The sequence below is a fragment of the Microbacterium trichothecenolyticum genome (assembly GCF_000956465.1).
Lineage (GTDB): Bacteria > Actinomycetota > Actinomycetes > Actinomycetales > Microbacteriaceae > Microbacterium > Microbacterium trichothecenolyticum.
On the sequence record NZ_JYJA01000028.1, the window covers coordinates 82,647 to 105,380 of the forward strand.

Genomic DNA, 22,734 nt, shown 5'->3' on the forward strand with positions numbered 1-22,734 from the left:
CAACGCGGAGTATGTGAGCATCCCCGCAGGAAGCCGGTGCCAGAGGGGTCACCGGCGGAGAGGCACGACCATGCCCATGAGAACCAGGCGCGCCTGGGTTGTCGCTACCGCGACCGCCCTCGTCGCCACCGTCGCTCTCGCAAGTCCCGCGTACGCGGCACCGAACAACAACTCGGTGAAGAAGATCACGAAAGCCGTGACGCTCGACGCCGTCTTGGACCATCTCGAGGCGTTCCAGGACATCGCCGACCAGTACGGCGACCGTGCCGCCGGACGCCCGGGGTACAAGGCATCCGTCGACTACGTCGTGAGTCAGCTCACCGCCGCCGGGTACACGCCGCAGGTGCAGCCGTTCGAATTCGACTACGTCGAGGAGAACAGCGAGCTCATCCGCGTCTCACCGAACCCCACGGCGTTCGTCGACGAGTCGGACTTCCTCCGCAACAACTTCGACAGCGGCAGCCCCAAGGGCACCGCGACCGGGCCGCTCGTGCCCGTCGGCGTGGTCTACCCGTCCGCGGCGCTCCCGCCGAACAGCAACACCAGCGGATGCGAGTCGACGGACTTCGCCGGCTTCCCGGCGGGCGGCATCGCCCTGGTCCAGCGCGGGACGTGCGGATTCGCGGTCAAGGTCCTCAACGCGCAGGCGGCGGGCGCGGCCGGCGTGATCGTCATGAACGAGGGGCAGCCGGGCCGCACCGGCCTCGTCGGCATGATCGGCGACGCCACCGGGCTCAACATCCCGGCGGTCTTCGCGACCTCGGCCACCGGCGCGAACCTGCTCTCGTCGGCGAACTCGATCGTCACCGTGACGGTCGACTACGAGGCGGACACCCGCACCGCGTGGAACGTGCTCGCCGAGACCACGGCGGGCAACGACGCCAACACCGTCATGGCGGGCGCCCACCTGGACAGCGTCCAGGACGGCCCGGGCATCAACGACAACGGCTCGGGCAGCGCCGCGCTGCTGGAGACCGCCATCCAGATGCAGAAGACCAAGCCCAACAACACGGTCCGGTTCGCCTGGTGGGGCGCCGAGGAGAGCGGTCTGCTCGGTTCGGAGCACTACGTGGGCGCGCTGTCGGAGGAGCAGGCGGGCGACATCGCGCTCTACCTCAACTTCGACATGATCGGCTCGCCGAACTACTTCATGGGTGTCTACGACGGCGACAACTCGAGCGGGACGGCCGCACCCGGCTTCATCCCGGAGGGGTCCGCCCAGATCGAGGATGTCTTCGAGCAGTACTACACGAGCGTCGGAGAGCCGTTCCAGGACACAGAGTTCTCGGGCCGCAGCGACTATGGACCCTTCATCGCCGTGGGCATCCCCGCGGGCGGTCTGTTCACCGGCGCGGAGGGCGTCAAGAGCGCCCAGCAGGCGGCGATCTTCGGCGGCACGGCCGGCGTCGCGTTCGACTCGTGCTACCACGCTCCCTGCGATGACATCGACAACCTCAACGCGCACGCGCTCGACGTCAACTCGGATGCGGTGGCCGCCGCCATCATGACGTTCGCGTTCGACACGTCGAGCGTCAACGGCGTCCGCGCTCCGGGCAAGTCGCACGGTGCGGGCAAGAGCATGGACGCGTTCACGGACGACGCCACGCAGTGATCGACAGGATGCTGCGTCCCGGCGACTGCGCCGGGGCGCAGCATCCCTCACCCTCAACCTCATGTCGAGATGACTTCTTCGTGAACTCTTGACGACGGGGTTCGCGAGGAGGAAATTCGATCTTGCGAACGGACAACAGGAACGTAGGACCCGAAAGGGATCCCGGAACACGGAAACCCAACATCGCATTGACGATCCCCCCGGCGCTTCGGCACCGAGGGGATCATCGTTTTGCGCCCGGCATCGTCGGGGCTCTTGTTCGAAGCCGGAGCCCCGGCGAGGCTCGCTCCGCCGCGGTGTGCCGCTCGTAGTCTGACGACGTGGACTTCAGCCAGTTCCTGAGCACGCCGATCACGTGGTGGCAGGTGCTGTGGGCGATCCTCGCCCTGCTCGCCGGGTGGATCGCCTCACGCATCGCCAAGCGGGCCGTCACCGACCTCATGGGCCACGTGCCCACGGCGACCCCGGCCGCGACCAGGTTCGCCGCCCGTTTCGCCCAGTACACGCTGCTGCTCCTCGGCTTCGGCATCGCGCTCGCGTTCCTCGGCGCGAATGTGCAGCCGGTGCTGGCCGTCGTGATCGTGCTGGTCGTCGTCGCCGCGCTGGTGCTGCGCGGCGTCGCCGACAACTTCGCGGCGAGCGTGCTCATCGCCACTCGCAAGCCCGTCGTGCTCGGCGAGGAGATCACCGTCGAAGGGCCGGACGGCAAGCCCATCACCGGCACCGTCATCGAGCTCAACTCCCGCGCCGTGGTCTTCACCACTCCCGACGGGCGCATCGCGCACGTGCCGAACTCGAAGCTCCTCGCGGAAACCCTCGTCAACAACTCGCGCCACGGCGGCAGGCGCAGCGAAGTGCAGGTGCGCGTCGAGCGGGCCGGCGCCGGCGTCGACGAGGTCGTCGAGGCGCTCGCCGACTCCGCCGCTGCTGCCGAGGGCGTGCTCGCCGATCCAGCGGCGGTCGGCGTGCTGGTCACCGCCGTTTCGGAGACCCGGATCACCGGGCGCGTGCAGTTCTGGCACGATCCCGCGCGAGGTCTGTCCGTCACGTCGGGGGTGGTCGCGGCGCTCACCGCGGGACTGGCGCGGCGCGGGTGGTCGGCAACGGTGACGAGCGAGGCGGTCGTGCCGCCCCTCGTGCCCGGCGATCCCGTCTGACACCGCTCGATCGTGCCAAGGTGGACACGACTGTGCCCCACGTATCCAGGAGCAGGTATGCAGCGACCCCTCGCCGGACTGACCAGGCACAACCTGGTCACGGAGCTCACGGCGGGCGTGACACTCCTCGCGATCGCGATCCCGCTCAACATCGGGTACGCGCAGATCGCCGGGCTCCCGCCGACGGCAGGGCTGTATGCCCTCGTCGTGCCCACGCTCATCTACGCGCTGGTCGTGTCGTCCCGTCAACTCGTGGTGTCACCGGATGCGGCGGCGGCGGCTCTCGTTGCCTCGTCGATCGGCGGGCTCGCCACGGCCGGCAGTACGGACTATGCCACGCTCGCACTCTCGCAGGCGATCATCTGCGGGGTCATGTTCGTGCTGATGTCCGTGTTCAAGCTCGGCTTCCTCGCGAACTTCCTCTCCAAGCCGATCCTCGTCGGGTTCGTCGGAGGCCTCGCCCTCGACATCCTGGTCAGCCAGATCGCGAAGATGCTCGGGGTCAAGATCGACTCCGGTGGGGAGTTCGTCGACAAGGTGTTCGGACTCGTGGCCGACCTGGAGACGATCAACGCGTGGTCGGTGGCGATCTCGGCGGTGTCCGTCGCCGTCCTCCTGCTCGGCAAGAGGTTCCTGAGGGCCGTGCCCTGGGCGCTCGTGGTGCTGATCCTGTCCACGGTGCTGGTCGTGCTGACAGGTCTGGACCAGGAGGGGGTCGATGTGCTGGGGGAGATCCCCGCCGGCCCGCCGACCCTCACCTGGCCGGTCATCGACTGGCGGATGTGGATGGCACTGATCCCGTCGGCGATCGCGTTGACGCTCGTCACGACGGCGGAGGGCCTCCTCGTCTCCCGGTCCTACGGTGAGAAGCACCGCTATCCGTTCCACGCCAACCGCGACCTCCTCGCGTTCGGCCTCGGAAACATCGCCGCCGGCGCACAGGGGAGCTTCTCGATGGGCTCGTCCACGTCGCGCACCGCCGCGATGGATCAGGCGGGATCCCGCACCCAACTCCCGTCGCTCGTGCTCGCGGCGGGCACGCTGCTGCTCCTGCTGTTCGGCACCACGCTGCTCGCCGACATCCCGTCACCGGCCATCGGCGCCGTGGTCGGCGTCGCGATCCTGCCGCTGCTCGGTGTCCGGGAGTTCCGGGTTCTCTGGCGCCAGGACCGCTTCGAGTTCGCGATCGGCGCGGTGTGCTTCCTCGTGACGCTGTTCGTCGGCGCGATCCCGGGCATCGTCGTGGCGTTCGTGCTCGCCCTCATCAACCTCGCCAAGCGCGCGGCGAACCCCGCGATCGACGTCCTCGCCGCCGACGACGACGCGAAGCAGTCGCTCCTCGAAGACGCGGCGGCCGGCGCGACGACCGCGCCCGGCGTCGTGGTGGTGCGGATGGCGGCGCCGTTGTTCTTCGCGAACGGCACGGTCTTCTCCGCCGCAGTGAAGCGCGCGGTGACCGGGGCCGACGAGCCGGTGAAGCATGTGGTCATCGACATGGAGGCCGTGACCGATATCGATGTGACCGGCGCCGAGGCGTTCGCATCGCTCGAGGAGTGGCTCGACGAGCAGGGCGTGAGCCTGGCGTTCAGCCGGGTGCGGGTCGCTACGAAGGCGCGCCTCGACGAGCTGGGACTGCTGTCGGGGCAGACCGTCTTCTCGACCAACCGCGAGGCCGTGGCCGCGCTTGCCGCCGCCGGCTCGACGCCGCAAGACTGAGGATTCCGGCCGCCGGGGCCGGTGCGAAGGGATATCACCATGCAACAGCGCGAACCCGAGGGGTCGATCCGCGAAGCCCATGCGAAGGCGCTCGTTTCACTCCCGTTCGCCGACGCGGACGACTTCGCGGCGGCGGACCGCGGATTCATCGGCACGCTCGACGATCCGAAGATCCGCAACGCCGATGGCGACGTCGTGTGGGACGCCTCGAGCTACGACTTCGTGCAGGGCGACGCGCCCGCGTCGGTCCACCCGAGCCTGTGGCGGCAGTCGAAGCTGGTCGCCAAGCACGGACTGTTCGAGGTCGTGCCCGGGCTGTACCAGGTGCGAGGGCTCGACCTCTCGGTGATGTCGATCATCGAGGGGGACACCGGCGTGATCGTCGTGGACCCGTTGATCTCGGTGGAAACGGCAGCGGCCGCGATGGGGCTGTACCGGGAGCACCGAGGCGAGCGGCCGATCCACGCGGTGATCCACTCGCACAGCCATATCGATCACTTCGGCGGCGTGCTGGGCATCGTCAGCCAGGATGACGTCGACTCCGGGAAGGTGCAGATCATAGTTCCCGAGGGCTTCCTCGAGCACTCGGTCGCCGAGAACGTGTACGCGGGCACGGCGATGGGCCGCCGTGCCGGCTACATGTACGGCGCAGCGCTCGATCGTGGACCTCGAGGCCAGGTCGGCGCGGGACTCGGCCAGACCACGTCCACCGGCAACCCGACGATCCTCCCGCCGACCCTCGAGGTCACCGCGACCGGTGAGACCCACACCGTCGATGGCGTCGAGTTCGAGTTCCAGATGGCGCCGGGCACAGAGGCGCCCTCCGAGATGCACTTCTACCTTCCGCGCTACCGCGCGCTGTGCATGGCCGAGAACGCGACCCACACGCTCCACAACCTCCTCACGCTGCGGGGTGCGCTCGTGCGCGACCCGCACATGTGGTCGCGCTACCTCACCGAGGCTCTCGAGCGCTACGGCGACGAGGTCGAGGTGGTGTTCGCGTCCCACCACTGGCCGACGTGGGGCACTGACGAGATCCGTGAGTTCCTGGGGATCCAGCGCGACCTCTACGGCTACCTGCACGACCAGACACTGCGACTGCTCAACCGGGGCTACAACGGCGTCGAGATCGCCGAGATGATCGAGCTGCCGCCGACGCTCGAAGCCTCATGGAGCACGCGAGGCTACTACGGCTCGGTCAGTCACAACGTGAAGGCGATCTACCAGCGCTACATGGGCTGGTTCGACGGCAACCCGGCGCGTCTGTGGCCGCACCCGCCTCAGGCTCAGGCGGAGCGATACGTCGCCGCGATCGGCGGCGTCGATCGGGTGGTCGAGCTCGCCCAGGAAGCGTTCGACTCGGGTGACTACCGCTGGGCCGCGACTCTTCTCGATCATGCGGTCTTCTCCGACGCCGATCATGCTGCAGCCCGCACGCTTTATGCCGACACGCTCGAGCAGCTGGCGTACGGCTCAGAGAACGGCACGTGGCGCAACTTCTTCCTGTCAGGTGCGACCGAGCTGCGCGAAGGCACCTTCGGCACGCCCACCCAGGCGGCCGCGCCGCTGATCATCGCCCAGCTCACGCCCGAGCAGCTCCTCGACGCCGTCGCCATCCGCGTCGACGGACCGAAGGCGTGGGACCTCGACCTCGCCCTCGACGTGACCCTCACCGACCTCGGTCGCACCTTCCACGTGACGCTGCGCAACGGGGTGCTCGTCTACGTCGAGCGGGAGGCCGATCCCGAGACCCCGTTGCAGCTCACGCTCTCGAAGCCGCGCCTCATCCGGCTGGCGGGGGGCGATACGGACTCCGAGGGCATCGAGGTCCGCGGTGACGCCGGGGTGCTGCGGCAGATCCTCGGTGTGCTCGACCAGGGCGACCCGGATTTCGAGATCGTCCTGCCGTAATCGCGTCGCACCGCTCGCCGGCACCGCCCCCGCAGCGCCGGCGGGCGACGGTGAGGGGGCATGCGGTAGCAGTCCGGCCGAGGAGGGTCAAGGCCGGTCCCGACCGTCGTGGGCCGGGGTGAGACTCGGGGCATGAGCCGGTGGCGACGCCTGTGGAGCGTGCCCCTGCTGGTGCTGACGCTGTGCGTCGCTGGTTGCGCGATCACAGTGCCGAGCGATCCGCAGGGCACCCTCGACCGCGCGCGCGGCGGCGAGCTGCGAGCCGGTGCGTCTGCGTCGGGCGAGCTCGTGACCGTCGATGGGTCCGACGTCGGTGGTTCGCTCGCCGGCATCGTGGAGGAATTCGCCGATTCGATCGACGCGAAGGTCGTGTGGACCGTGGGCAGCGAGGAGGACCTCGTCGACGGACTGGAAGGCGGCGACCTCGATCTCGCGATCGGAGGGATGACCGATGCGACCCCGTGGTCGCAGAGCGTCGGTGTCACCCGCGGCTACGCGGGCGTTCCCGGGGCCCGCGGCCCGGTCGTCGTGCTCCTGCCCATGGGTGAGAACGCGTGGCAGGCGGCCATCGAGGCCTATCTCGACAGGGAGGTGACGCGGTGAAGACGATGGGCCGTACCGACCTTCCCGAGACCCAGCAGAAGGCGCTGCGCAGCGCCATCCGCTGGGAGTGGTTCACGATCGGCTACACGGTGGTGACGATCGGGCTTCTCGCCTTCGTGGTCGGCGGCTCGCAGGCGATGAGGACCGCGTGGATCGAGGACATGCTCTCGGTGATCCCGCAGATCGCCTTCCTGGTCGCGCTGCTGTTCATCCGACGCCCGCCCACGCGCGCCTTCCCCTTCGGGCATCACCGCGTCATGGGGGTCGGTCATCTGGTCGCCGGCGTCGCGCTGCTCGCGGTGGGGGGAAACCTGGCCTATGAGGCGATCGGTGGACTGGTGCGGGCCGAGCACCCGTCCATCGGCACGGTGTACCTGTTCGGCCGGACCATCTGGCTCGGCTGGTTCATGGTCGCGGTGATGAGCGTGATCGTCATCGGGCCGTTCTTCTACGGTCATGCGAAGGCGAAGCTGGCGCCGAAGCTGCACAACAAGGTGCTGTATGCGGACGCCGACATGGCAAAAGCGGACTGGACGTCGACGGCTGCTGCGATCGTCGGGGTGCTCGGCGTCGGCATCGGGCTGTGGTGGCTCGACGGCGCCGCCGCGCTGTTCATCTCGGCCGGGATCGTGTGGGATGGCTGGCGCAACAGCCGCGCCGCCATCCGCGACCTCATCGACCAGCGGGCGCGCACCGAAGACGACTCCCGACCCCATCCCCTCATCGCCCGGATCGCCGATCGGGTGGAGGAGTTCCCATGGGTGCGCGCGACTGCCGTGCGGATGCGTGACATGGGCCAGGTGTTCCATGTCGAGGTGTTCGTCGTGCCGGCGCACCACAACGTGCGCCTCAACGAGATCGAGGACGCGCGCGAGGCCGTCGCCGCGCTCGACTGGAAGGTGCAGGACGTCGTCGTCATCCCCACCTCGACGCTGCCGGACGAGGCGGAACCGGCGGGCGATCGCACATCGCGTCGCGACGCCTGAGCGGCCACTTCGCGTGGGCCGCGGCATCCGTTCCTGATGATCAGCCGACGAAGGGCGGACCACCGCTGGACCAGATCGCGTCCGGGCTGGGCGCAGGCAACTCGTCCGGGATGGGGATGATCGCGAGCGGAACCCCCGGCATCAGCAGCAGATGGGCGACCCGCATCTCGCCCTCGCCGTCGTTGACCTCGAGCCAGTAGGGGCCTGCGGAAATCCCCGCCTCGATCTCGTCACGCAGATCCTCGAAGCGGCGACCTCCGATGCTGTAGTGGTCCCCGCCGTAGTAGATGTCTATCCGCTTCATCACCACTCCCATCGCCGTCGCTCATCTCAGTGCCGTCGCGCACCGCCTGCGAAGCACCTTGACAGGCCGACCCACGCGGTCTACGCAGACGCGTCAGCCGGCGAGGTCGTGTTCCTCGACGCCCTCGGCGCGGGGCATCGCCGGCTCCGGCACGAGATACAGCCCCGTGGGGGAGTTCGCCGTGTACGCCAGCGCGTCGATCCATGCCGGATTCAGCTGCGGTTTGCGGCTGCCGTAGAACTTGTAGACCAGCGAGCATCTCGGATGGATCCACACCGTCGTCCGCCCGTCCCCGATACTCGCGTCGTCCCGCCACGTGAAGTGGAACGGCTCGCCCCGGCGCAGCTTGGTGCCGATCACCAGTTGAAGGTGTGCCAGGGTCCTGTCGTCGAAATCGACCTTGACGGTCCCTTCGTAGATCAACTTGCCCATGAGGGGCCTCCCTGGGGAGATGCCGACGGCCGAAGCGCTGGGGGTCGCAAAAAGGAAGGACGTCGATCCGCTCCGCTTCCCATGCTCCTCTGGCGGGAGGATGCGAGCCAGCCCTTGACACCCGCCTCACATCCCGTATGTGTCGGCATCTGCGACGTCGCACTGCGCCCGCCGCGACAGCACGAAGACGGCTCCTCTGCCAAGTTCTCGCGCTTTCTCCGCCACCTTTGCGCGCAGGAGCATCGATCGTCGTCGCGCCCACCTCTCGTCGGTGAGACTCGTCGGTACGGCTGAGTGCAAAGGAACCTCGATGATCACTGTTCATCTTCGCTACGAGATCGATCCTGAGAAGCTCGACGACTTCACCGAGTACGGCCGCGCGTGGATCCGACTCGTCGACAAGCTCGGCGGCACCCACCACGGCTACTTCCTGCCCAGTGAAGGCGACAGCGACGAAGCGTTCGCGTTGTTCACCTTCCCCTCGCTCGCTGAGTACGAGATCTACCGGAGCGCCTCGAAGACAGATCCGGAGTGCCAGGAGGCGTTCGAGTTCGCGCGCGCTACCGGTTGCATCCGCCGCTACGAGCGCCGCTTCCTCTCTCCGGTCTTCTCCTGACATCCGGCAGCCTCCTCGCGCGTGCGAACCCGCTGTGGCGCATTCACCCGATGTCGGGGAGGAACTGATGCCACGCGCGTCGTCGTTCGCGGCGGGGATCGTGCTCGACGCGATCGGTCTCGTCGATGATCAACGTGGACCGGTCGGGTTCGCGATAGGACGGCCACGTCCGCTCGGGCGGAGCACCGGCTGCGAATCGCAGCCACATGGTTCGCATGCGGTGACCGGCCGCCGCGTACTCCTCCGCGCCCCCGAACGCAGTGATGATCCGCGCCATCGCCAGGTCGGTGCGGGCGAAGAGTGCGAACATCTCGACGCCATGGGTGGCATCCAGGCCGAGGATCTCCAGTAGTCGTGGCGCCACGTCGAAGCGGTATGCCCATGTCGCCGCGAAGCGTGAGTGGTAGTCCGCGACCTGCGTGCTGGGGAACCAGAATCCGAAGTCCCCGCCGAAGTCCGCGGCGGCCCGTCGCGCGGGGAGCCCGGGATAGGCGGCGCGCATTCGGCGCCGAGAACCGGCGGGGGCGCGCGCGAAGAGCGCCTCGATCCGCGCTGGAGTCCGCGGCAGGATGTCCACACGGCCCCGGAAGATCGCGCCCTCGCGATTGTTCGTTCCGATGACGAGCGGAACGCGGTACGCGGTCCCGTCTCGGAACGCCCGCAGCGGATGGTGGGGCAGGAAGTCGCCATCGATGACCGGCGCGAGGCAGAACATGCCCGGGTAGGCGTCCGGTGTGCGCATCTGGAGAACAGTGCACGCTGCGACGAGAGCGCCCGGCGCCGCGGTCGTCAGCAATTCGCGCGCGGTGGTGTCGACGGGGAGTGCCTGGGCAGGCTCCTCCAGCTCGTGTCCCGCTCGAGACTCGAGCACCCCGCGCAGGATCTCGACGAACTCGCCCGCCCATCGCGCGCTCATCGAGGACGGGTAGACCGCGCCAGGTGGAGGGCTCTGGGCTATCGCCCGGGCGAAGAGCCCGCGCGCCGACGGCGTTGCCATCAGCGTCGTCACCGCGTTGCCACCCGCCGAGGCGCCGAACACCGTCACGTTCTCGGCATCGCCCCCGAAAGCACCGATGTTGTCTCGCACCCATCTCAGCAGCGCCACCTGATCGCGAAGCCCGAGATTGCTCTCGAACCGCCGATCACGGGTCGAGTAGCGGCTGAAGTCGAGGTAGCCGAGCGGCCCGAGGCGATAGTTGAAGCTGACGTACACGACATGGCCATCGCGGACGAAACCCTCACCCTGTCCCGAGAAATCCCGGGACGATCCGGCGCTGTAGCCGCCGCCGTGGATGTACACCATGACGGGCAGCGGGTTCGAGCCGTGATCGTCCCAGAGGGGCGCGTGCACGTTCACCGTCAGGCAGTCCTCGTCCGCTGCGATGACGTCCGCCGGCGTGTGGACGAGCGGATTGCGCAACGCCTGCGGGGCGGCTGAGCCGAAGTCGGACGCGTCGCGGATGCCCGCCCACGGCACCACAGCCGCGGGACTCGCGAATCGTCTCCTTCCGACGGGCGGCGCCGCATAAGGGATTCCGCGCCACGCGAGCAGTCCGCGTTCCCGCACGCCGCGCACCACGCCACCAACGATCTGCACGTCGACGGTCTCGTCGTCGTGCCACCGTCGGCGACCGATCACGATCGCACGCTGCTCACCTCTCCACCTCAGCCTGATCGGTCGGTGTCCGCAAGGGGCAGGCCGCTCTCGATCGCGGCCGGCGCGCCCCGGATGGTGTCACTTTGTCGTCAAAGAGAAAGGGATCGAGAGTCCTGATGACTCTCGATCCCTTGTCCCGACTGGTGCCCCCGACAGGAATCGAACCTGCGACCTTTTGTACCGGAAACCTCATTCGGGCCGCGGGAGCCGCATGCCAGTCACCGAAATCCGCGGAATTCCGGGCATTTTGGACCTCTGACAGTCCGGTCATGCGGCCGCGCGGTCGGCCGTTGCTGACGTAGGTGGTTCCGGGCTTAGGCCAGGCGTGCTCGATGAGGGGGTGCCGCACCAGCCTGCGCGTCGCGGGGATCGGGTCGATCGGCTCGCTTCCGTCTCCGTGCAGATTTCGGCGTGACCCTGGGTGTACGGTGCGGAAGTGATGTCCATCCGAGTGGGTATCGTGGCCGATCCGGCGTCCCCGACGGAAGTCGCGCGGCGGATGACCGACCTCGTCGCTCCCGACGGAGAAGATCGAATCGCGTGGCACGTCGAGCTGTTGAGCGAGCCGTTCACCCTCGGTTCAGAGGAGGTCGACGTCGCGCTGGCGCGACTTCAGGCTCATGCCGCCCTCCACGAGTGGGACCTCGTCGTCGGGATGACCGAGCTTCCGCTGCGCGATGACAACGGCAGCTACCTGCTGGCCGCTCTCGACCCGCAGCGGCACGCGGCCGTGCTTTCGCTCCCCGCGCTCGGCGGGTTCCGTGTTCGCTCGCGCGCCCGTCGTGCCGTGCGTGGGCTCGTCAACGGCATGGCCGCACCCGCTTCGCCCGATGAACAGCGCGTGCCGATGCCCGGTCTCATCGCCGGTTGGCGGGTGCTCGTGGGCATGGTGCTCGCCAACCGGCCGTGGCTTCTCGCGACCGGGCTCAAGGCCGCACTCGTGGCGGCACTGGCGACCGGGGCGGTGGCCACGGTCGACTCGACGGTCTGGATGCTCGCCGCCTCCCTCTCGGGGTGGCGACTCGGAGTCGCGACGGTCGTGTCCATCGCGATCGTCGTCGCCTGGATCGTCATCGACGGTGAACTATGGGACCGTCCCGAAGACAGTTCCCGCCAGGCCCGGGAGAGGTCCCGTCTCTACAACGCCTCGACGCTGCTGACGCTGGCAATCGGGGTCGTGATCGGTTACGCGGTGTTGTTCGTCGTGAACCTGGCCTGGGCACTGTTCGTCCTGGACCCCGCCCTGATGGGCGACTCGGTCGGAACCCCGCTCGGCTATGGCGATCTGATCGTGCTCGCGTGGTTCGTGGCGTCGGCGGCGACGATCGGCGGTGCCCTCGGCACGGGACTGGAGTCGGACGAGGCGATCCGCGCGGCTGCGTACTCGAAGCGGGAAGAGGAGCGCCGTGCCCGGCTGGCAAGCGAGCGGGCCTAGAACTCGGACTGCGCCGGGGCTGCCGTCGGCGCAGGTACCCGGCAAGCTCTGTGTACTCTTCCCCCCGCACCGTGGCAACCCCCGTGACTATTCGGTGAAATGGCAGCAGCCTGAACGCATGGCGCGCGTCGGGGCAGTGCCCTACTACGCCGCCACTGAGTTCGAGGCGCGGATGTGCCGGGCGAACCCGGTCCTCATCGTCGGGGGGCGGGAACTCCGCCGGGCAGGCGGCCATGTTCCTGGCCCGGACCGCGACTGATGTCAATGTCGTGATCCGCCATGACGACCTGAGCCGCGACATGTCCCGCTATCTGGCGGAACGGATCAGGGCGGCCCTCCGGGTGCACGTGTGGAACAACTGCGAGGTCTGCGAACTGCGCGGCGATGAACGCCTGGAAGAGGTCGTTGTACGAAACGTGAGAACCGACGAGCGCCGATCCCTCAGAGCGACCGCCCTCTTCGTGCTGATCGGGTCCGAGCCGCACACCCGATGGCTCGAAGGCCCAGTCGAACTCGACGAACGGGGGTTCATCATGACCGGCGTCGGCCTGGGAGGCGCCGCGATGTTCCAGACCTCGACCGACGGCGTGTTCGCCATAGGGGACGTGCGCAGTGGGTCCGTGAAGCGGGTCGCGTCGGCCGTCGGTGACGGCGCAGTGGCCGTGCGCCTCGTTTACGAGCATCTCGTCCGAGCGGGAAGAAGGTGATTGCCTCTGAGGTACGGGAGGAGCGTTAGATCGAACGCGATCGCCGCGGTGGTCCGCCGTCATTGGCCGAGCCCTCGCTCATCAGCAGGCCCCGGCACCGGCGTCAGAGAGGACATGGCCGTGACAAGCGACGATGAACAGCCCCGGCGCCGGCGGCGGCGAGAGCCCCCGCGGGCGGACCCCAGTCGTGCGGTGGCCTTCAGCGATGCCATCATCGCGATCGTCATCACTCTCCTCGTGCTCGATCTCCGGCCGCCCGAGACCGAGCAGGGCGAACTGCTGTCCGGCCTGCTGAACGAGTGGCCCACATACTTGGCGTACGCGGCGTCCTACCTCTACCTCGCAGTGATCTGGATGAACCACAAGGCCGCCTTCACCCGGATCAAAGAGATGGACGTGGGCCTGCAGTGGGCGAACTTGGGGATCCTTGCGACCTTGGCCTTGGTGCCCTGGCCGACAGCGGTGATCGCCGAGACGGCACGAACCGGAGACCCCACCGACGAGAAGGTCGCGGTCGGGCTGTACGCCATCGTCGGGGCCCTCTTGTGCCTGTCGTGGCTGGTCTTCTTCTCCTACCTCGCGAAACATCCCGAACTCACCAAGGACGAGGTCGAGGACTCCTACTTCGCGCGAGAACGCCGCGCGCGCTCATCGGGGTCGTGCTCTACCTGGCGGCGGGCGCGGCCGGTGTCCTCGTTCACCCGCTCATCGGCTCGGTGGTCTTCCTGCTCCTCCCCGCCTACTACGCCTTCACCAGCCACGGCCACGACCAGCAGCCGGCCATCCTTCACCGTCGTACCCCATCTGACAACACCAACAGCGCGCGCTGATGCACCGCAAACCCCACCACTGGGGCGGAGGCCTCCGGGGTCGATGACCAGACGGCGGATGCCGAGCCGAGGCCGCCTGAGACGAGGCCGCTTACTCGGCGCACGCACGTGGATCCCACCGTGTTACCCGCACTGGCCGAGCTGGCGATGGGATCGCCGAGCTGCTGAGTGGATCGCGGTAGGCCAGGCGTGTCGCGGTGGTCCGTTGCATCGGTTCTGCTGATGGTCGGCGGTCACGAACTACTGCCGCCCCTGCCTGTCAACCCTGTGCTTCCGTTGTCGTGCCGCGGGCAACTCGGCCGCAGTCGACGCCAGTGCTGCCGCGGATGCGGCGGGGAGGACACCAGCGTGACGTACCCGATCGAACAGCCCGACACGGCCGCGCTCCTGGACGCCCGGTACCTGCTGCACGAGCGTGTCGGTGAAGGTGGCATGGCAGAGGTGTACTGAGCCGAGAACGTGGTCCTCGGTCGCCATCAAGCTGCTCAAGGACGACGCGCAGGTGCTCGACTCGCCGGTCCGCGTGCATCGAGAGGCGAGCGCGCTGGCTCAGCTCAATCACCCATCGTTGGCGACCCTGCTGGATGCAAGTCTGTCCCCCGAAGGGCCTCGTTACCTGGTGATGGAGTAGGTGGACAGTCGGAGCGCAGCAACGTCTTGCCGCGCTCTTCGCCGGTGACCGGATCATGTCCACTTAGCCATACCCGCAACGCGCCGCTCGACAGCTCGTCGGCGCGGATCGCTGCATGCTCGACAACGTAGCGCGTCACCGAACTGTATGTCACCTCGACAGGCTCGCGCGCCAGCTGGGCGACCGCTCAGGGACCGTCTGCGAAGTCGAGATCGCCTATGCGGGTCGGGACGCGGTCGGGAATGGATCTGCGCGGGTATGGCCGTGGTGCATCCGGGCTTGATGACGTCGCTCATGGTTCTTCGCTGGCCCGCCCGATGGGGCGCTGTCTGTGACGAAACGACCCGGGTCGAGGACCGCCGCCATGCCGGTGGCGGTCCTCGACCCGGGCGGTGTCAGCGGCGTTCGCGCCGGTCCTGTCGACGGTCTTGGCGGCGGTCCACGCCGTTCGAGACGACTTTCGCCGTCCCGACGACGGCGGCGGTACGCGCCACCGGTCGGCCGATCATTCCGACGCGACCCAGTCGTCCGATTCCGATAGGCATCGTCATTCTCCTTCTTTGGACATGGATGCGATGAGCGCCTGCGTGGGAATGCGCCCCGAGGCGATCAGCTGTCCGCCGCCTCGGCGCAACGCCACGGCGAACGGCGCGGCCCAGGTGTTCTCCCACACCAGCACGGCGGCGGCGCTGCCCGGATCCATCGCCGCGGCGATATCGATCAGGTCCTGCTCGGCGAGCACTTCGGCGAGCGTCGCCTCGATCTGCGCCAGGTCGCCGAGATCGTCGATGTCTTCGAACTCATCGACGTCGATCGAGCCGTCCTCGCCCTTGTAGACGATCATCAGATCGAGGACGCGGATGGTGTCGCTCGCGGCCAGAGCCACGAGCTCGGCGGCGGCCTCGCCCGTCAGGCGAGTCTGTCCCGGGGGGAACTCCACCACGAGGTAGTCGATGGGCCCAAGTTCGTCGTCCGGCCGGTTGTCGGTGTCTGTCAATTCTGCTCCGTTCATGCGTCGTGTCGGGCGCGGAGTTCGCGACCGTGAACCGTGAGTGCGTAGATCACGAGGATGTCGAGCACGAGCACGGTGATCGACAGCCACGGCTGAGCGGCCACCAGGGTGAGTTGGCCGATCGCATTGATGATCACCAGGATGATCGCGACCACCCGTGCCCACGTGGCACCGGCCAGCAGCGCGAAGCCCACCAGGATGAGCAACAGCCCGGAGATGAGGTGCCACCATCCCCAGCCCTGCACATCGATCGAGAACAGACCGGACTCTGCGAGGAAGTAGGCAGTGTCGGGCCCGATGAGAGCTTGAAGTCCATGCAGGACGTCGATGAAACCAGCGATCAGCAGGACGATCGCGGCGAAGACGCCCCAGCCCACCCAGCCGGTCACGGCGGTGTCGTTGCTGCTCATGATTCTTCCATTCGGTAGAGAGGATGGACGCGGTCAGCCCGCGAGAGCCTTCGTCTTCAGGGCGTCGAACTCGCTCTGCGTGATCGCGCCGGACGACAGCCGGCCTTGCGCACGCTCGATCTCGCCCGCGGGCGAGGACGTCGGCGTGCCGGCGACGCTGCGGATGTAGTCGGCGTTCGCCTGCGCAGCGGCCTGCGCGTCGCGCGCCTGACGCTGGGCCATCGAACCACCGCGGGCGATGAGGTAGATAATCGCGCCGAGGAACGGCAGCACGACGAGGAAGATGATCCACAGCGCCTTTGCCCACCCATTGAGGGTGTGGTCTCGGAAGATGTCGATGAAGATCCAAACGAAGATCCAGATGCAGATCACGACGAGGTAGATCCACAGCATCCACAGCAGGAAATCGAAGAAGCCCATGAAGTTCCCATTCTCAGCAGTAAGCAGAAGCGGCCACATGGCCGACGACCGCCACGCTAGCGAGGGCCTCATAGGGGTCGCATCATCCGAATCGCGTGAAGGTCACACAGTCTGAATGGTGCACGATCGGCATGGGAGACATGGAATTGCGGTGGATGCCGGCACACCTGCGCCACGAAAGGATGCGAGCACATGGACGCACCAGAGCTGCTGCGGCGCTACTGCATCAACGACCCGCGACTTGCCGAGCATCACGACCTGTCTCCGACGATGCAGCTGGACTGGCGCACCACGACGCTGATGCGGATCGCCGCGCTGATCGCCGTCTCGGCTCCCGAGGCCTCGATGCGCACCGCTGTGGACGACGCGATCGTGGCCGGTGTTAGCTCCGACGAGATCATCGCGGTCCTCGACGATCTCGTCAGGATCGTCGGACTTCCCCGGGCTGTCGCCGAAGCCCCGCGGATCGCACTTGCACTGGGCTACGCCGACGACCTCGGCATCGGCGAAGGCGACTGAGGCTGCTCTACTCGCCAAGCAACCCCAGTGCGACGGCCCGCTCGACGGCCTGACTGCGAGAGGTCACCGACAGCTTCCGATAGATCGAACCCAGCTGCGAGCTGACGGTGTTGCGCGACACGAAGAGCCGCTTGCCGATCTCGGCGATCGTGAGATGCGTCTGCAGGTACGGAAGCAGCCGCAGTTCGGCGGGAGTGAGCGGGACGGCCCCCGTCATGGGCGCGATCGCCAGCCCCAGGCGCAGCTCCTCCACCAGCGCCCCGGTCGTGCCCAGATCCGGTCGGATCCGCAGGATGTCGTCGCACTCGCGGAGGAGGTGCGCCGCGCCAGCGCGGTCGCCGAGCATCAGGTGCACCTTCGCGAGCTGCACCCGTACCCGCACCGACAGATAAGGCAGGAGGTGCGTGCAGCCGACGCGCGCCCGCATCCCCCGCGCCAGCAGCCGCTGGCCCGCTGGATGATGACCGCCGTGGACGGCGACCCGGGCAGCCACGGCGAGCGCGAGTGCCGTCGTCGGGTATCCCTCCATGTGGCTCGCATCGATCGCGTCGATGCCCCGCCGCGCATGGTCGGCTGCGTCGGCCCACCGCCCCTCGTCGATCGCGATCAGCGCGAGCTCGGGCTCGCTCAGGATCACCGTGTCGGGATTGCCCATCACCGTCGCGAGCGGGATGGCCTCCTCGAAGCTGACCCTGGCGGTCTGCTCGTCGCCGCGGAGGAGCGCCGCCATGCCGTAGAGGTGGAGCGCCTGATCGCGCCACGGACTGTTCGCCGGCTCATGCTCGAAGGCGAACGCGGCATCCGCGGCCGCTCGGTGATATCCGTGCTCGCACATCGCCGACCGAACCATCGCGCGCGCCGATTCGAACATCACCCGGTCGGTTTCCGGGAGCTCCTCGGCGCGAACGTCGTCCAAGGCGCGGGCCCACCGCTTGCCTGAGCGGACCTCACCCAGCAGGATCGCCGTCCAGGTCATCGAGATGACCAGCGCCGGATGCGCCAGCAGCACGTCGTCGCCGAGTTCGTGCAGCCACCGGCGAACGGTGGCGACCTGTCCCTCCCCGTACATGCCGAGGCCCAACTCGGCGACAAGCCCGCTGGCGCGCTCGTACTCCCCGGCCCGGATCCAGTGCTCGACAGCGTGGGCCGGCACCTGGTGCGCCTCGTGCCACGTCGCCGCACGCCGGTGGAGCTCGGCGACCGCGGCCGCGCCCTCAACACGCTCCAGCTCGGCCAGGAGGAACTCCCGGAACAGCGCATGGAACCGGAACCAGGCACGGTTCCGGTCGGTGGGCGCGAGGAAGAGGTTCGCGGCCTCGACCCGATGGATGAGCGTGCGGGCAGTGTCAATCTCGAGCACGGAGTTGCAGATCTCGGGCGAGAGCTGATCGAGGATCGAACTGCGCCGCAGGAACGCCGCCAGATCCTTCGGCAGTCGCGACAGGCACTCGCGATACAGATAGTCCGCCACGTACCGGTCGCTCCCGGCAGCCGATACGGGTCCCGTGGAGGACCGCGCCACGAGTGCGCAGAGGAAGAGTCCCGTCGGCCAGCCCTCGCAGCGTATGACAACCTCGGCCAGCTCGTCGTCGTCGACGTCCGTCGCGCCGGCGGCCTCGAAGACGGCTCGCGCTTCCGCGCGGTCGAATACGAGGTCGGTGGCTGACACGTCCCACGCGTCTCCGGTGCCGCGCAGCCGGGCAATGAGGGGCGACTCCTGCCGACTGGCCAGGACCACCTGCGAGCCGGTCGCGATGCGCGCCAGCACCACCTCGAGCGCGTCCTGGCACTCCTCCGAGCCGACCAAGTGCACATCGTCGATGAAGAGGACGAAGCTCACCGGTGTCGACGCGAGCGCCGCCGCGAGCATCGGAGCGGACCTTCCGAGCGCGCCTGCCCCGATGCCACGCATGTCGGCCATGACGGCGGCAGCCAACGGTGAGAAGGGCGAGCACGCCGCGGCGATGAGAGGCAGCAGAAGCGCCGGATCGTCGTCGGTACGGTCCACGGAGACCCACGCGACCCGGCGGCTCTCGGTCGCCGCCCACTCGCTGAGCATCGTCGACTTGCCGTAACCGGCCGGAGCAGCGACCGACACCACGCGCGCACCGCTGTCGCGCGCCTCACGGATCTGGCGGCTTCTGCTCACGGAACTCGCTCGGAGATGTGGGATCTGGGTCTTACTGTCCAGCAGGGCCGTGTGCAGTTCGGGTCCCCCCAGGACCACATTGCGGAGCATGTCCGGCATGCACCGAATACTAGGGCGGCGCCGTGAACGATGAGAAACTGACGCGGACGCAGACTCGTGCCACCCACGGGAAGTCCTCTCGTCCCGCACGGGGAGACCACGCACGTGAGGGGCCACCCCGAGTAGCAGGCCCGCGAGCGATAGTCGGGCGCGCACCGGCCACAGGTCCGCCCGGCCGCGCCTCCTACCAACTCCATCAGCCGCAAGCGCGGTATCGCCTCACTTGCGCGACCAGATTCCTTTCGCGCTGCCCGATCGCCCAGGTCAGAGGTTGTTTGCACTCGGGGGAGTCATCCGGGGTGGGTGAGCTGTGTGCTCGGTCGGTTGAGGTGCGGCCCAGATCGGGGGAACGCCGAGACGGCGAGCGGTGTACCAGATGAGGTTGAAGAGCGCGATGGTGCCCGTGGTGCCGGCGGCGATGATGGTGCCGAGGTCGGCGACGAGGATCGCCCAGGCGAGCCAGAACACCTGGTTGAGCACAGCCAGGACCAGGAACAGCACGGATACTCCGCCGACGTGGGGTGCGCGGATGAGGGCGATGCTCTGCCCTGCGTTCGCGATCACCGCCGGGACGAGGGCGACCGCTCCATAAGCGCCCGAGCCGAAGATCTGGTCGATGCCAATCATGATCGCGGCGAGCACGAGGCCGGGGAGCAGGGTGATCAGGAAGTTCCGGCGGAGGTGCCGCGACAGCAGGTAGAGGATCGGGACGGTCGAGGCGAGCGACAGTGCGCTCGCGACGATCTGGGGTGCTTGACCGATCGTGATGCCGTGGGCGGTCCACCCGACGCCGACGGCGAGGAACGCTTGCCATGCCGGCAGCGAGAGCCCTTCGACGTTCCGCGTCCGCGCGAGCCGGATGAGTTGTGGCAGTCCGAGCAGGATGGCGGTGAGGGTGCCCGCCCATCCCAGGTAGTCCGCGGTCGTCATGACTGTGTCGCGGGGGGGCTCGGTCAGGTGTTCTTCTGGTCGCGCCAGGCGAGCCAGTCGGCCACGAGGGTGAGGTCGTAGTCGGGACCGGAGAGTCCGATCGTGAACAGCGTCGTGCCCATCTGGTGGAGCTCGTCGGCGTCCTGGAAGGATCGGTGGGCGATGGAGTCGAGAACGCCGGCGGAGATCTCGACCTCCGTGGTGTCGCGGCCGATGGCGCGGCCGTGTTCGGCGAGGACAGCGAGTTTGCGTTCCAGGGTGGGGATGTCGCTGTAGCTGTGCCAGATGTCGGCGTGGGCTGCGACGATGCGCAGCGTCTTCTTCTCTCCTGCCCCGCCGATGAGGATGGGGATCTTGCGGGTGGGTGGCGGGTTGAGCCGCGCCCAGCGTTCCTCGATCACGGGGAGGTTGTGGGCGAGCGCATCCAGACGCTGTCCGACGGTGCCGAACGCGTACCCGTATTCGGTGTAGTCGCGCTCGAACCAACCGGAGCCGGTCCCGAAGATGAACCGGCCCCGCCCGGTGCCGTGGGCGCTGATCCGGTCGATGGTCCGTGCCATGTCGGCTTGCAGGTTCGCGTTGCGATAGCTGTTGCAGTTGACCAGGGCGCCCAACTCCACCCGACGCGTCTGCTCGGCCAGTGCGGCGAGCATGGTCCACGACTCGAAGTGCGCACCGTCGGGTTCACCGTTGAGCGGGAAGAAGTGGTCCCAGTTGAACAGGATGTCCACTCCGAGCTCTTCCAGCTCGGCCGCGCTGTCGCGGATCGTCTCGTAGGTCGCGTGCTGCGGCTGCAACTGCACGGCGACGCGCACCGGCCTGTTCGTCATACGGTCTCCCCGGATGTCCTCTGCGTCGGTTCCGCGTCGGCCGGGTGCGGGCGCTCGTCGCCCGGGGCCGACGAGGCCCAGTTGCCAAGCAGTTGGAGCGCGTCGTGGTCGTGGGATCCCGGTTCAGCGGTGAGCACCGTCAGCTGCACCCCTGATTCGCCGACCAGGTCGAGTCCGTTGAAGTGAAGGGTCAGGTCGCCGACCACGTGGTGGTGGAAACGCTTCACTCCCGATTGGTGCTCCCACACGTCATGGCGTCCCCACAGCGTTCGGAAGTGGTCGCTGCGCGTGGACAGCTCGCCGACAAGATCGTGGAGGGGTTTGCTGTGCGGGTCGCGTCCGGCCTCGGTCCGCAACTGCGCGACGTTGATGCCCGCGATCGCCTCCCCGTCCGGGTAGAACCGGCGGGCAACAGGTTCCAGGAAGATGAACCGTGCGAAGTTCGGGGGCGTGGTCGTCGCTGTGACGAGCATCTCGTGCATCAGCGCGCCGCCGAGCGGGTTCCACGCCAGCAGATCGGTGCGACCGTTGCCGACCATCGCCACGGCGGACTGCATCGAGTCGAGGAACCACTGAATGCTCAGCGACGGCCGCCACACCGGCGCCGGCTTCACGGCCCGGCGGGTGCCGGTCGTCGACCCTCCCGCCTGGTGCGCAAGCCGGTGCAGATACTCGCGCTCGGCCTCGTCCATCTGCAACGCCCTGGCGACACCGTCCAGCACCGCCTCGGACGCGCCGGAGATCTGGCCCCGCTCGAGACGGGCGTAGTACTCGACACTCACGCCCGCCAGCGCGGCCGCCTCGCCCCGACGCAGCCCCGGCACGCGACGATCGGCACCACGTGCAAAGCCCACATCTTCGGGCTCCACCCGGGCTCGTCGCGACATCAGGAAGTCGCGCACCTCGGAACGGTTGTCCATGCACACAGGCTAGGTCGACCGGCCGCCGCACTGGGATGCCCTGCCAGGACACGTCAGACCAGGGACTCCCGCGCGCGGCCGGCAACCCGTTGGCTGGGCAGCATGCCCCAGCTCTCCCTCCTCCGACTCGCGCCGCAACGCGTTCTCAATAGCGTCGTCGCCGCACTCCTGCTTCTGACCACGCCTACCCTCGCCCCCGCCAGCACAGCCCCCATCCCGCAGGCGTCTATCGCGCTCGACGACTCCGCCACGGCATCGCAGCTCGCGCCGCTGCTTCCGGTCAACGTGACGTTCCACGATCGGATGGGCACCGCCGTGTTCGCGCAGCTGCCCGCGCCCCTCTCCACCGACCACGCCACCCCGATGAACGACTACCGCGCCGGCGACGTCGCGTACGTCACCGCCGAGCAGAGCATCGTCGTCTTCCTCACCGACGGGACCGCGGTCCCCGACCACGGCCTCACTCTCCTCGGCCACCTCACCGCCGGACTGGACGAACTCGTCGACTGCGCACGAGACTGCGCTGTCGAACTTGTGGCCACCAGAACCGGCTGACGCCCGGCCCGACAACGCCCGACCACGGCTGCAACCCGCCCAGCCCCGCGGCCGAGTCGATAGTGCGACAGCGGAGCCTAACCGTGCAGGCGCCCGCATGGGGATCGAGTACGAGCGCCGCATGCGTGCGGACGAGATGGTCACGGTAGTCCGCCGGCCCAAACTTCGGCCTCGCTCCGACAATCAGCCGATCGGGCGGGGCGGGGCGACGTAGTGCCCGGCCGAGCGATTGCTAAGTAGAGCTCCTAGCGCAGCGGAGAGCGGAGTCTGCAAAAAGCGAATGGCGGGAACGG

The 22,734-nt window shown here is 68.2% G+C and carries 22 protein-coding genes, 1 tRNA gene and 1 pseudogene; 13 read left to right on the top strand and 11 right to left on the bottom strand.

What is annotated here, in order from left to right; genetic code table 11:
- Window positions 1-70 precede the first annotated feature (70 nt).
- From RS82_RS05365 to RS82_RS05390, 6 genes are all read left to right on the top strand, one after another.
- Window positions 71-1,612: a M20/M25/M40 family metallo-hydrolase gene (locus RS82_RS05365; protein WP_045297483.1), complete on the top strand. Its 1,542-nt coding sequence runs from the start codon at window positions 71-73 to the stop codon at window positions 1,610-1,612.
- Window positions 1,613-1,932: 320 nt separating this feature from the next.
- Window positions 1,933-2,769 carry a mechanosensitive ion channel domain-containing protein gene (locus RS82_RS05370; protein WP_045297484.1) on the top strand — a complete coding sequence of 279 codons (837 nt, stop codon included), beginning with the start codon at window positions 1,933-1,935 and terminating at the stop codon, window positions 2,767-2,769.
- A gap of 57 nt (window positions 2,770-2,826) precedes the next feature.
- Complete coding sequence (locus RS82_RS05375; protein ID WP_045297485.1) at window positions 2,827-4,485, top strand: SulP family inorganic anion transporter; 1,659 nt, start codon at window positions 2,827-2,829, stop codon at window positions 4,483-4,485.
- Between the two features lie 39 nt (window positions 4,486-4,524).
- Window positions 4,525-6,396, top strand: a complete 1,872-nt coding sequence (locus RS82_RS05380; protein WP_045297487.1) for an alkyl/aryl-sulfatase — start codon at window positions 4,525-4,527, stop codon at window positions 6,394-6,396.
- A 132-nt stretch (window positions 6,397-6,528) separates the two neighbouring features.
- A complete protein-coding gene (locus tag RS82_RS05385; protein WP_045297488.1) occupies window positions 6,529-6,999 on the top strand; it encodes a membrane-bound lytic murein transglycosylase MltF in 471 nt (156 codons plus the stop codon).
- Window positions 7,000-7,004: 5 nt separating this feature from the next.
- Window positions 7,005-7,985, top strand: a complete 981-nt coding sequence (locus RS82_RS05390; protein ID WP_045297560.1) for a cation diffusion facilitator family transporter — start codon at window positions 7,005-7,007, stop codon at window positions 7,983-7,985.
- A gap of 40 nt (window positions 7,986-8,025) precedes the next feature.
- On the opposite strand, the gene RS82_RS05395 is transcribed toward RS82_RS05390, so the two are convergent.
- Window positions 8,026-8,289, bottom strand: coding sequence for a hypothetical protein (locus tag RS82_RS05395; protein ID WP_045297561.1), 264 nt, complete (start codon window positions 8,287-8,289; stop codon window positions 8,026-8,028).
- Between the two features lie 93 nt (window positions 8,290-8,382).
- The gene (locus RS82_RS05400; RefSeq protein WP_045297490.1) at window positions 8,383-8,721 is read right to left on the bottom strand and encodes a DUF7882 family protein; all 339 of its coding nucleotides are present in this window, start codon (window positions 8,719-8,721) and stop codon (window positions 8,383-8,385) included.
- Between the two features lie 310 nt (window positions 8,722-9,031).
- Between RS82_RS05400 and RS82_RS05405 the strand changes: the two genes are divergently transcribed.
- Window positions 9,032-9,337, top strand: a complete 306-nt coding sequence (locus tag RS82_RS05405) for an NIPSNAP family protein (protein ID WP_045297491.1) — start codon at window positions 9,032-9,034, stop codon at window positions 9,335-9,337.
- Between the two features lie 43 nt (window positions 9,338-9,380).
- Here RS82_RS05405 and RS82_RS05410 read toward each other — a convergent pair whose 3' ends face one another.
- Window positions 9,381-10,976: a carboxylesterase/lipase family protein gene (locus RS82_RS05410; RefSeq protein ID WP_211255866.1), complete on the bottom strand. Its 1,596-nt coding sequence runs from the start codon at window positions 10,974-10,976 to the stop codon at window positions 9,381-9,383.
- Window positions 10,977-11,135: 159 nt separating this feature from the next.
- Window positions 11,136-11,202 (bottom strand) — tRNA-Thr (locus RS82_RS21315).
- 231 nt (window positions 11,203-11,433) lie between these two features.
- Here RS82_RS21315 and RS82_RS05415 point away from each other — a divergent pair.
- The 4 genes and pseudogenes from RS82_RS05415 (at window position 11,434) to RS82_RS21760 (ending at window position 13,966) form a co-directional block, all read left to right on the top strand.
- Window positions 11,434-12,429, top strand: a complete 996-nt coding sequence (locus tag RS82_RS05415; protein ID WP_045297492.1) for a hypothetical protein — start codon at window positions 11,434-11,436, stop codon at window positions 12,427-12,429.
- Window positions 12,430-12,584: 155 nt separating this feature from the next.
- On the top strand, window positions 12,585-13,136 hold the full coding sequence (locus tag RS82_RS05420; protein ID WP_281176467.1) for an NAD(P)/FAD-dependent oxidoreductase: 552 nt from the start codon (window positions 12,585-12,587) through the stop codon (window positions 13,134-13,136).
- A gap of 114 nt (window positions 13,137-13,250) precedes the next feature.
- Window positions 13,251-13,526: pseudogene (locus RS82_RS21755) on the top strand (TMEM175 family protein); the annotation flags it as partial.
- Between the two features lie 269 nt (window positions 13,527-13,795).
- Window positions 13,796-13,966: a hypothetical protein gene (locus RS82_RS21760; RefSeq protein WP_245619525.1), complete on the top strand. Its 171-nt coding sequence runs from the start codon at window positions 13,796-13,798 to the stop codon at window positions 13,964-13,966.
- A 1,178-nt stretch (window positions 13,967-15,144) separates the two neighbouring features.
- Here RS82_RS21760 and RS82_RS05430 read toward each other — a convergent pair.
- Genes RS82_RS05430 through RS82_RS05440 form a run of 3 tightly spaced genes read right to left on the bottom strand, consistent with a single transcriptional unit; the run spans window position 15,145 to window position 16,439 of the window.
- Window positions 15,145-15,594 carry a DUF6325 family protein gene (locus tag RS82_RS05430; protein WP_245619521.1) on the bottom strand — a complete coding sequence of 150 codons (450 nt, stop codon included), beginning with the start codon at window positions 15,592-15,594 and terminating at the stop codon, window positions 15,145-15,147.
- Between the two features lie 11 nt (window positions 15,595-15,605).
- Entirely contained in the window at window positions 15,606-16,019 is a 414-nt protein-coding gene (locus RS82_RS05435) for a DUF7144 family membrane protein (RefSeq protein ID WP_045297495.1), read from the bottom strand.
- 33 nt (window positions 16,020-16,052) lie between these two features.
- On the bottom strand, window positions 16,053-16,439 hold the full coding sequence (locus RS82_RS05440) for an SHOCT domain-containing protein (protein ID WP_045297496.1): 387 nt from the start codon (window positions 16,437-16,439) through the stop codon (window positions 16,053-16,055).
- Between the two features lie 192 nt (window positions 16,440-16,631).
- Here RS82_RS05440 and RS82_RS05445 point away from each other — a divergent pair, with 192 nt between their 5' ends.
- The gene (locus RS82_RS05445; RefSeq protein ID WP_045297497.1) at window positions 16,632-16,958 is read left to right on the top strand and encodes a carboxymuconolactone decarboxylase family protein; all 327 of its coding nucleotides are present in this window, start codon (window positions 16,632-16,634) and stop codon (window positions 16,956-16,958) included.
- Window positions 16,959-16,965: 7 nt separating this feature from the next.
- On the opposite strand, the gene RS82_RS21765 is transcribed toward RS82_RS05445, so the two are convergent.
- The 4 genes from RS82_RS21765 to RS82_RS05465 all read right to left on the bottom strand — a co-directional run bounded on the left by RS82_RS21765 (window position 16,966) and on the right by RS82_RS05465 (window position 21,886).
- Window positions 16,966-19,107: a winged helix-turn-helix domain-containing protein gene (locus RS82_RS21765; RefSeq protein ID WP_084695468.1), complete on the bottom strand. Its 2,142-nt coding sequence runs from the start codon at window positions 19,105-19,107 to the stop codon at window positions 16,966-16,968.
- 363 nt (window positions 19,108-19,470) lie between these two features.
- The gene (locus RS82_RS20620; RefSeq protein WP_052676700.1) at window positions 19,471-20,136 is read right to left on the bottom strand and encodes a SemiSWEET family sugar transporter; all 666 of its coding nucleotides are present in this window, start codon (window positions 20,134-20,136) and stop codon (window positions 19,471-19,473) included.
- Window positions 20,137-20,159: 23 nt separating this feature from the next.
- Window positions 20,160-20,966: an LLM class F420-dependent oxidoreductase gene (locus tag RS82_RS05460; RefSeq protein WP_045297498.1), complete on the bottom strand. Its 807-nt coding sequence runs from the start codon at window positions 20,964-20,966 to the stop codon at window positions 20,160-20,162.
- Entirely contained in the window at window positions 20,963-21,886 is a 924-nt protein-coding gene (locus tag RS82_RS05465; RefSeq protein WP_045297500.1) for a helix-turn-helix transcriptional regulator, read from the bottom strand. The genes RS82_RS05460 and RS82_RS05465 overlap by 4 nt, the downstream gene beginning before the upstream one ends.
- Before the next feature lie 102 nt (window positions 21,887-21,988).
- Here RS82_RS05465 and RS82_RS05470 point away from each other — a divergent pair, with 102 nt between their 5' ends.
- Window positions 21,989-22,441, top strand: coding sequence for a cyclophilin-like fold protein (locus RS82_RS05470; RefSeq protein ID WP_045297501.1), 453 nt, complete (start codon window positions 21,989-21,991; stop codon window positions 22,439-22,441).
- The last annotated feature ends 293 nt before the right edge of the window (window positions 22,442-22,734 follow it).

Excerpts from the sequence above, each read along its gene's own strand:
- RS82_RS05365 (WP_045297483.1), top strand. The coding sequence starts at position 71 with ATGCCCATGAGAACCAGGCGCGCCTGGGTTGTCGCTACCGCGACCGCC.
- RS82_RS05375 (WP_045297485.1), top strand. The coding sequence starts at position 2,827 with ATGCAGCGACCCCTCGCCGGACTGACCAGGCACAACCTGGTCACGGAG.
- RS82_RS05380 (WP_045297487.1), top strand. The coding sequence starts at position 4,525 with ATGCAACAGCGCGAACCCGAGGGGTCGATCCGCGAAGCCCATGCGAAG.
- RS82_RS05385 (WP_045297488.1), top strand. The coding sequence starts at position 6,529 with ATGAGCCGGTGGCGACGCCTGTGGAGCGTGCCCCTGCTGGTGCTGACG.
- RS82_RS05390 (WP_045297560.1), top strand. The coding sequence starts at position 7,005 with ATGGGCCGTACCGACCTTCCCGAGACCCAGCAGAAGGCGCTGCGCAGC.
- RS82_RS05395 (WP_045297561.1), bottom strand. The coding sequence starts at position 8,289 with ATGAAGCGGATAGACATCTACTACGGCGGGGACCACTACAGCATCGGA.
- RS82_RS05400 (WP_045297490.1), bottom strand. The coding sequence starts at position 8,721 with ATGGGCAAGTTGATCTACGAAGGGACCGTCAAGGTCGATTTCGACGAC.
- RS82_RS05405 (WP_045297491.1), top strand. The coding sequence starts at position 9,032 with ATGATCACTGTTCATCTTCGCTACGAGATCGATCCTGAGAAGCTCGAC.
- RS82_RS05415 (WP_045297492.1), top strand. The coding sequence starts at position 11,434 with ATGTCCATCCGAGTGGGTATCGTGGCCGATCCGGCGTCCCCGACGGAA.
- RS82_RS05435 (WP_045297495.1), bottom strand. The coding sequence starts at position 16,019 with ATGAGCAGCAACGACACCGCCGTGACCGGCTGGGTGGGCTGGGGCGTC.
- RS82_RS05440 (WP_045297496.1), bottom strand. The coding sequence starts at position 16,439 with ATGGGCTTCTTCGATTTCCTGCTGTGGATGCTGTGGATCTACCTCGTC.
- RS82_RS05445 (WP_045297497.1), top strand. The coding sequence starts at position 16,632 with ATGGACGCACCAGAGCTGCTGCGGCGCTACTGCATCAACGACCCGCGA.
- RS82_RS20620 (WP_052676700.1), bottom strand. The coding sequence starts at position 20,136 with ATGACGACCGCGGACTACCTGGGATGGGCGGGCACCCTCACCGCCATC.
- RS82_RS05460 (WP_045297498.1), bottom strand. The coding sequence starts at position 20,966 with ATGACGAACAGGCCGGTGCGCGTCGCCGTGCAGTTGCAGCCGCAGCAC.
- RS82_RS05465 (WP_045297500.1), bottom strand. The coding sequence starts at position 21,886 with ATGGACAACCGTTCCGAGGTGCGCGACTTCCTGATGTCGCGACGAGCC.
- RS82_RS05470 (WP_045297501.1), top strand. The coding sequence starts at position 21,989 with ATGCCCCAGCTCTCCCTCCTCCGACTCGCGCCGCAACGCGTTCTCAAT.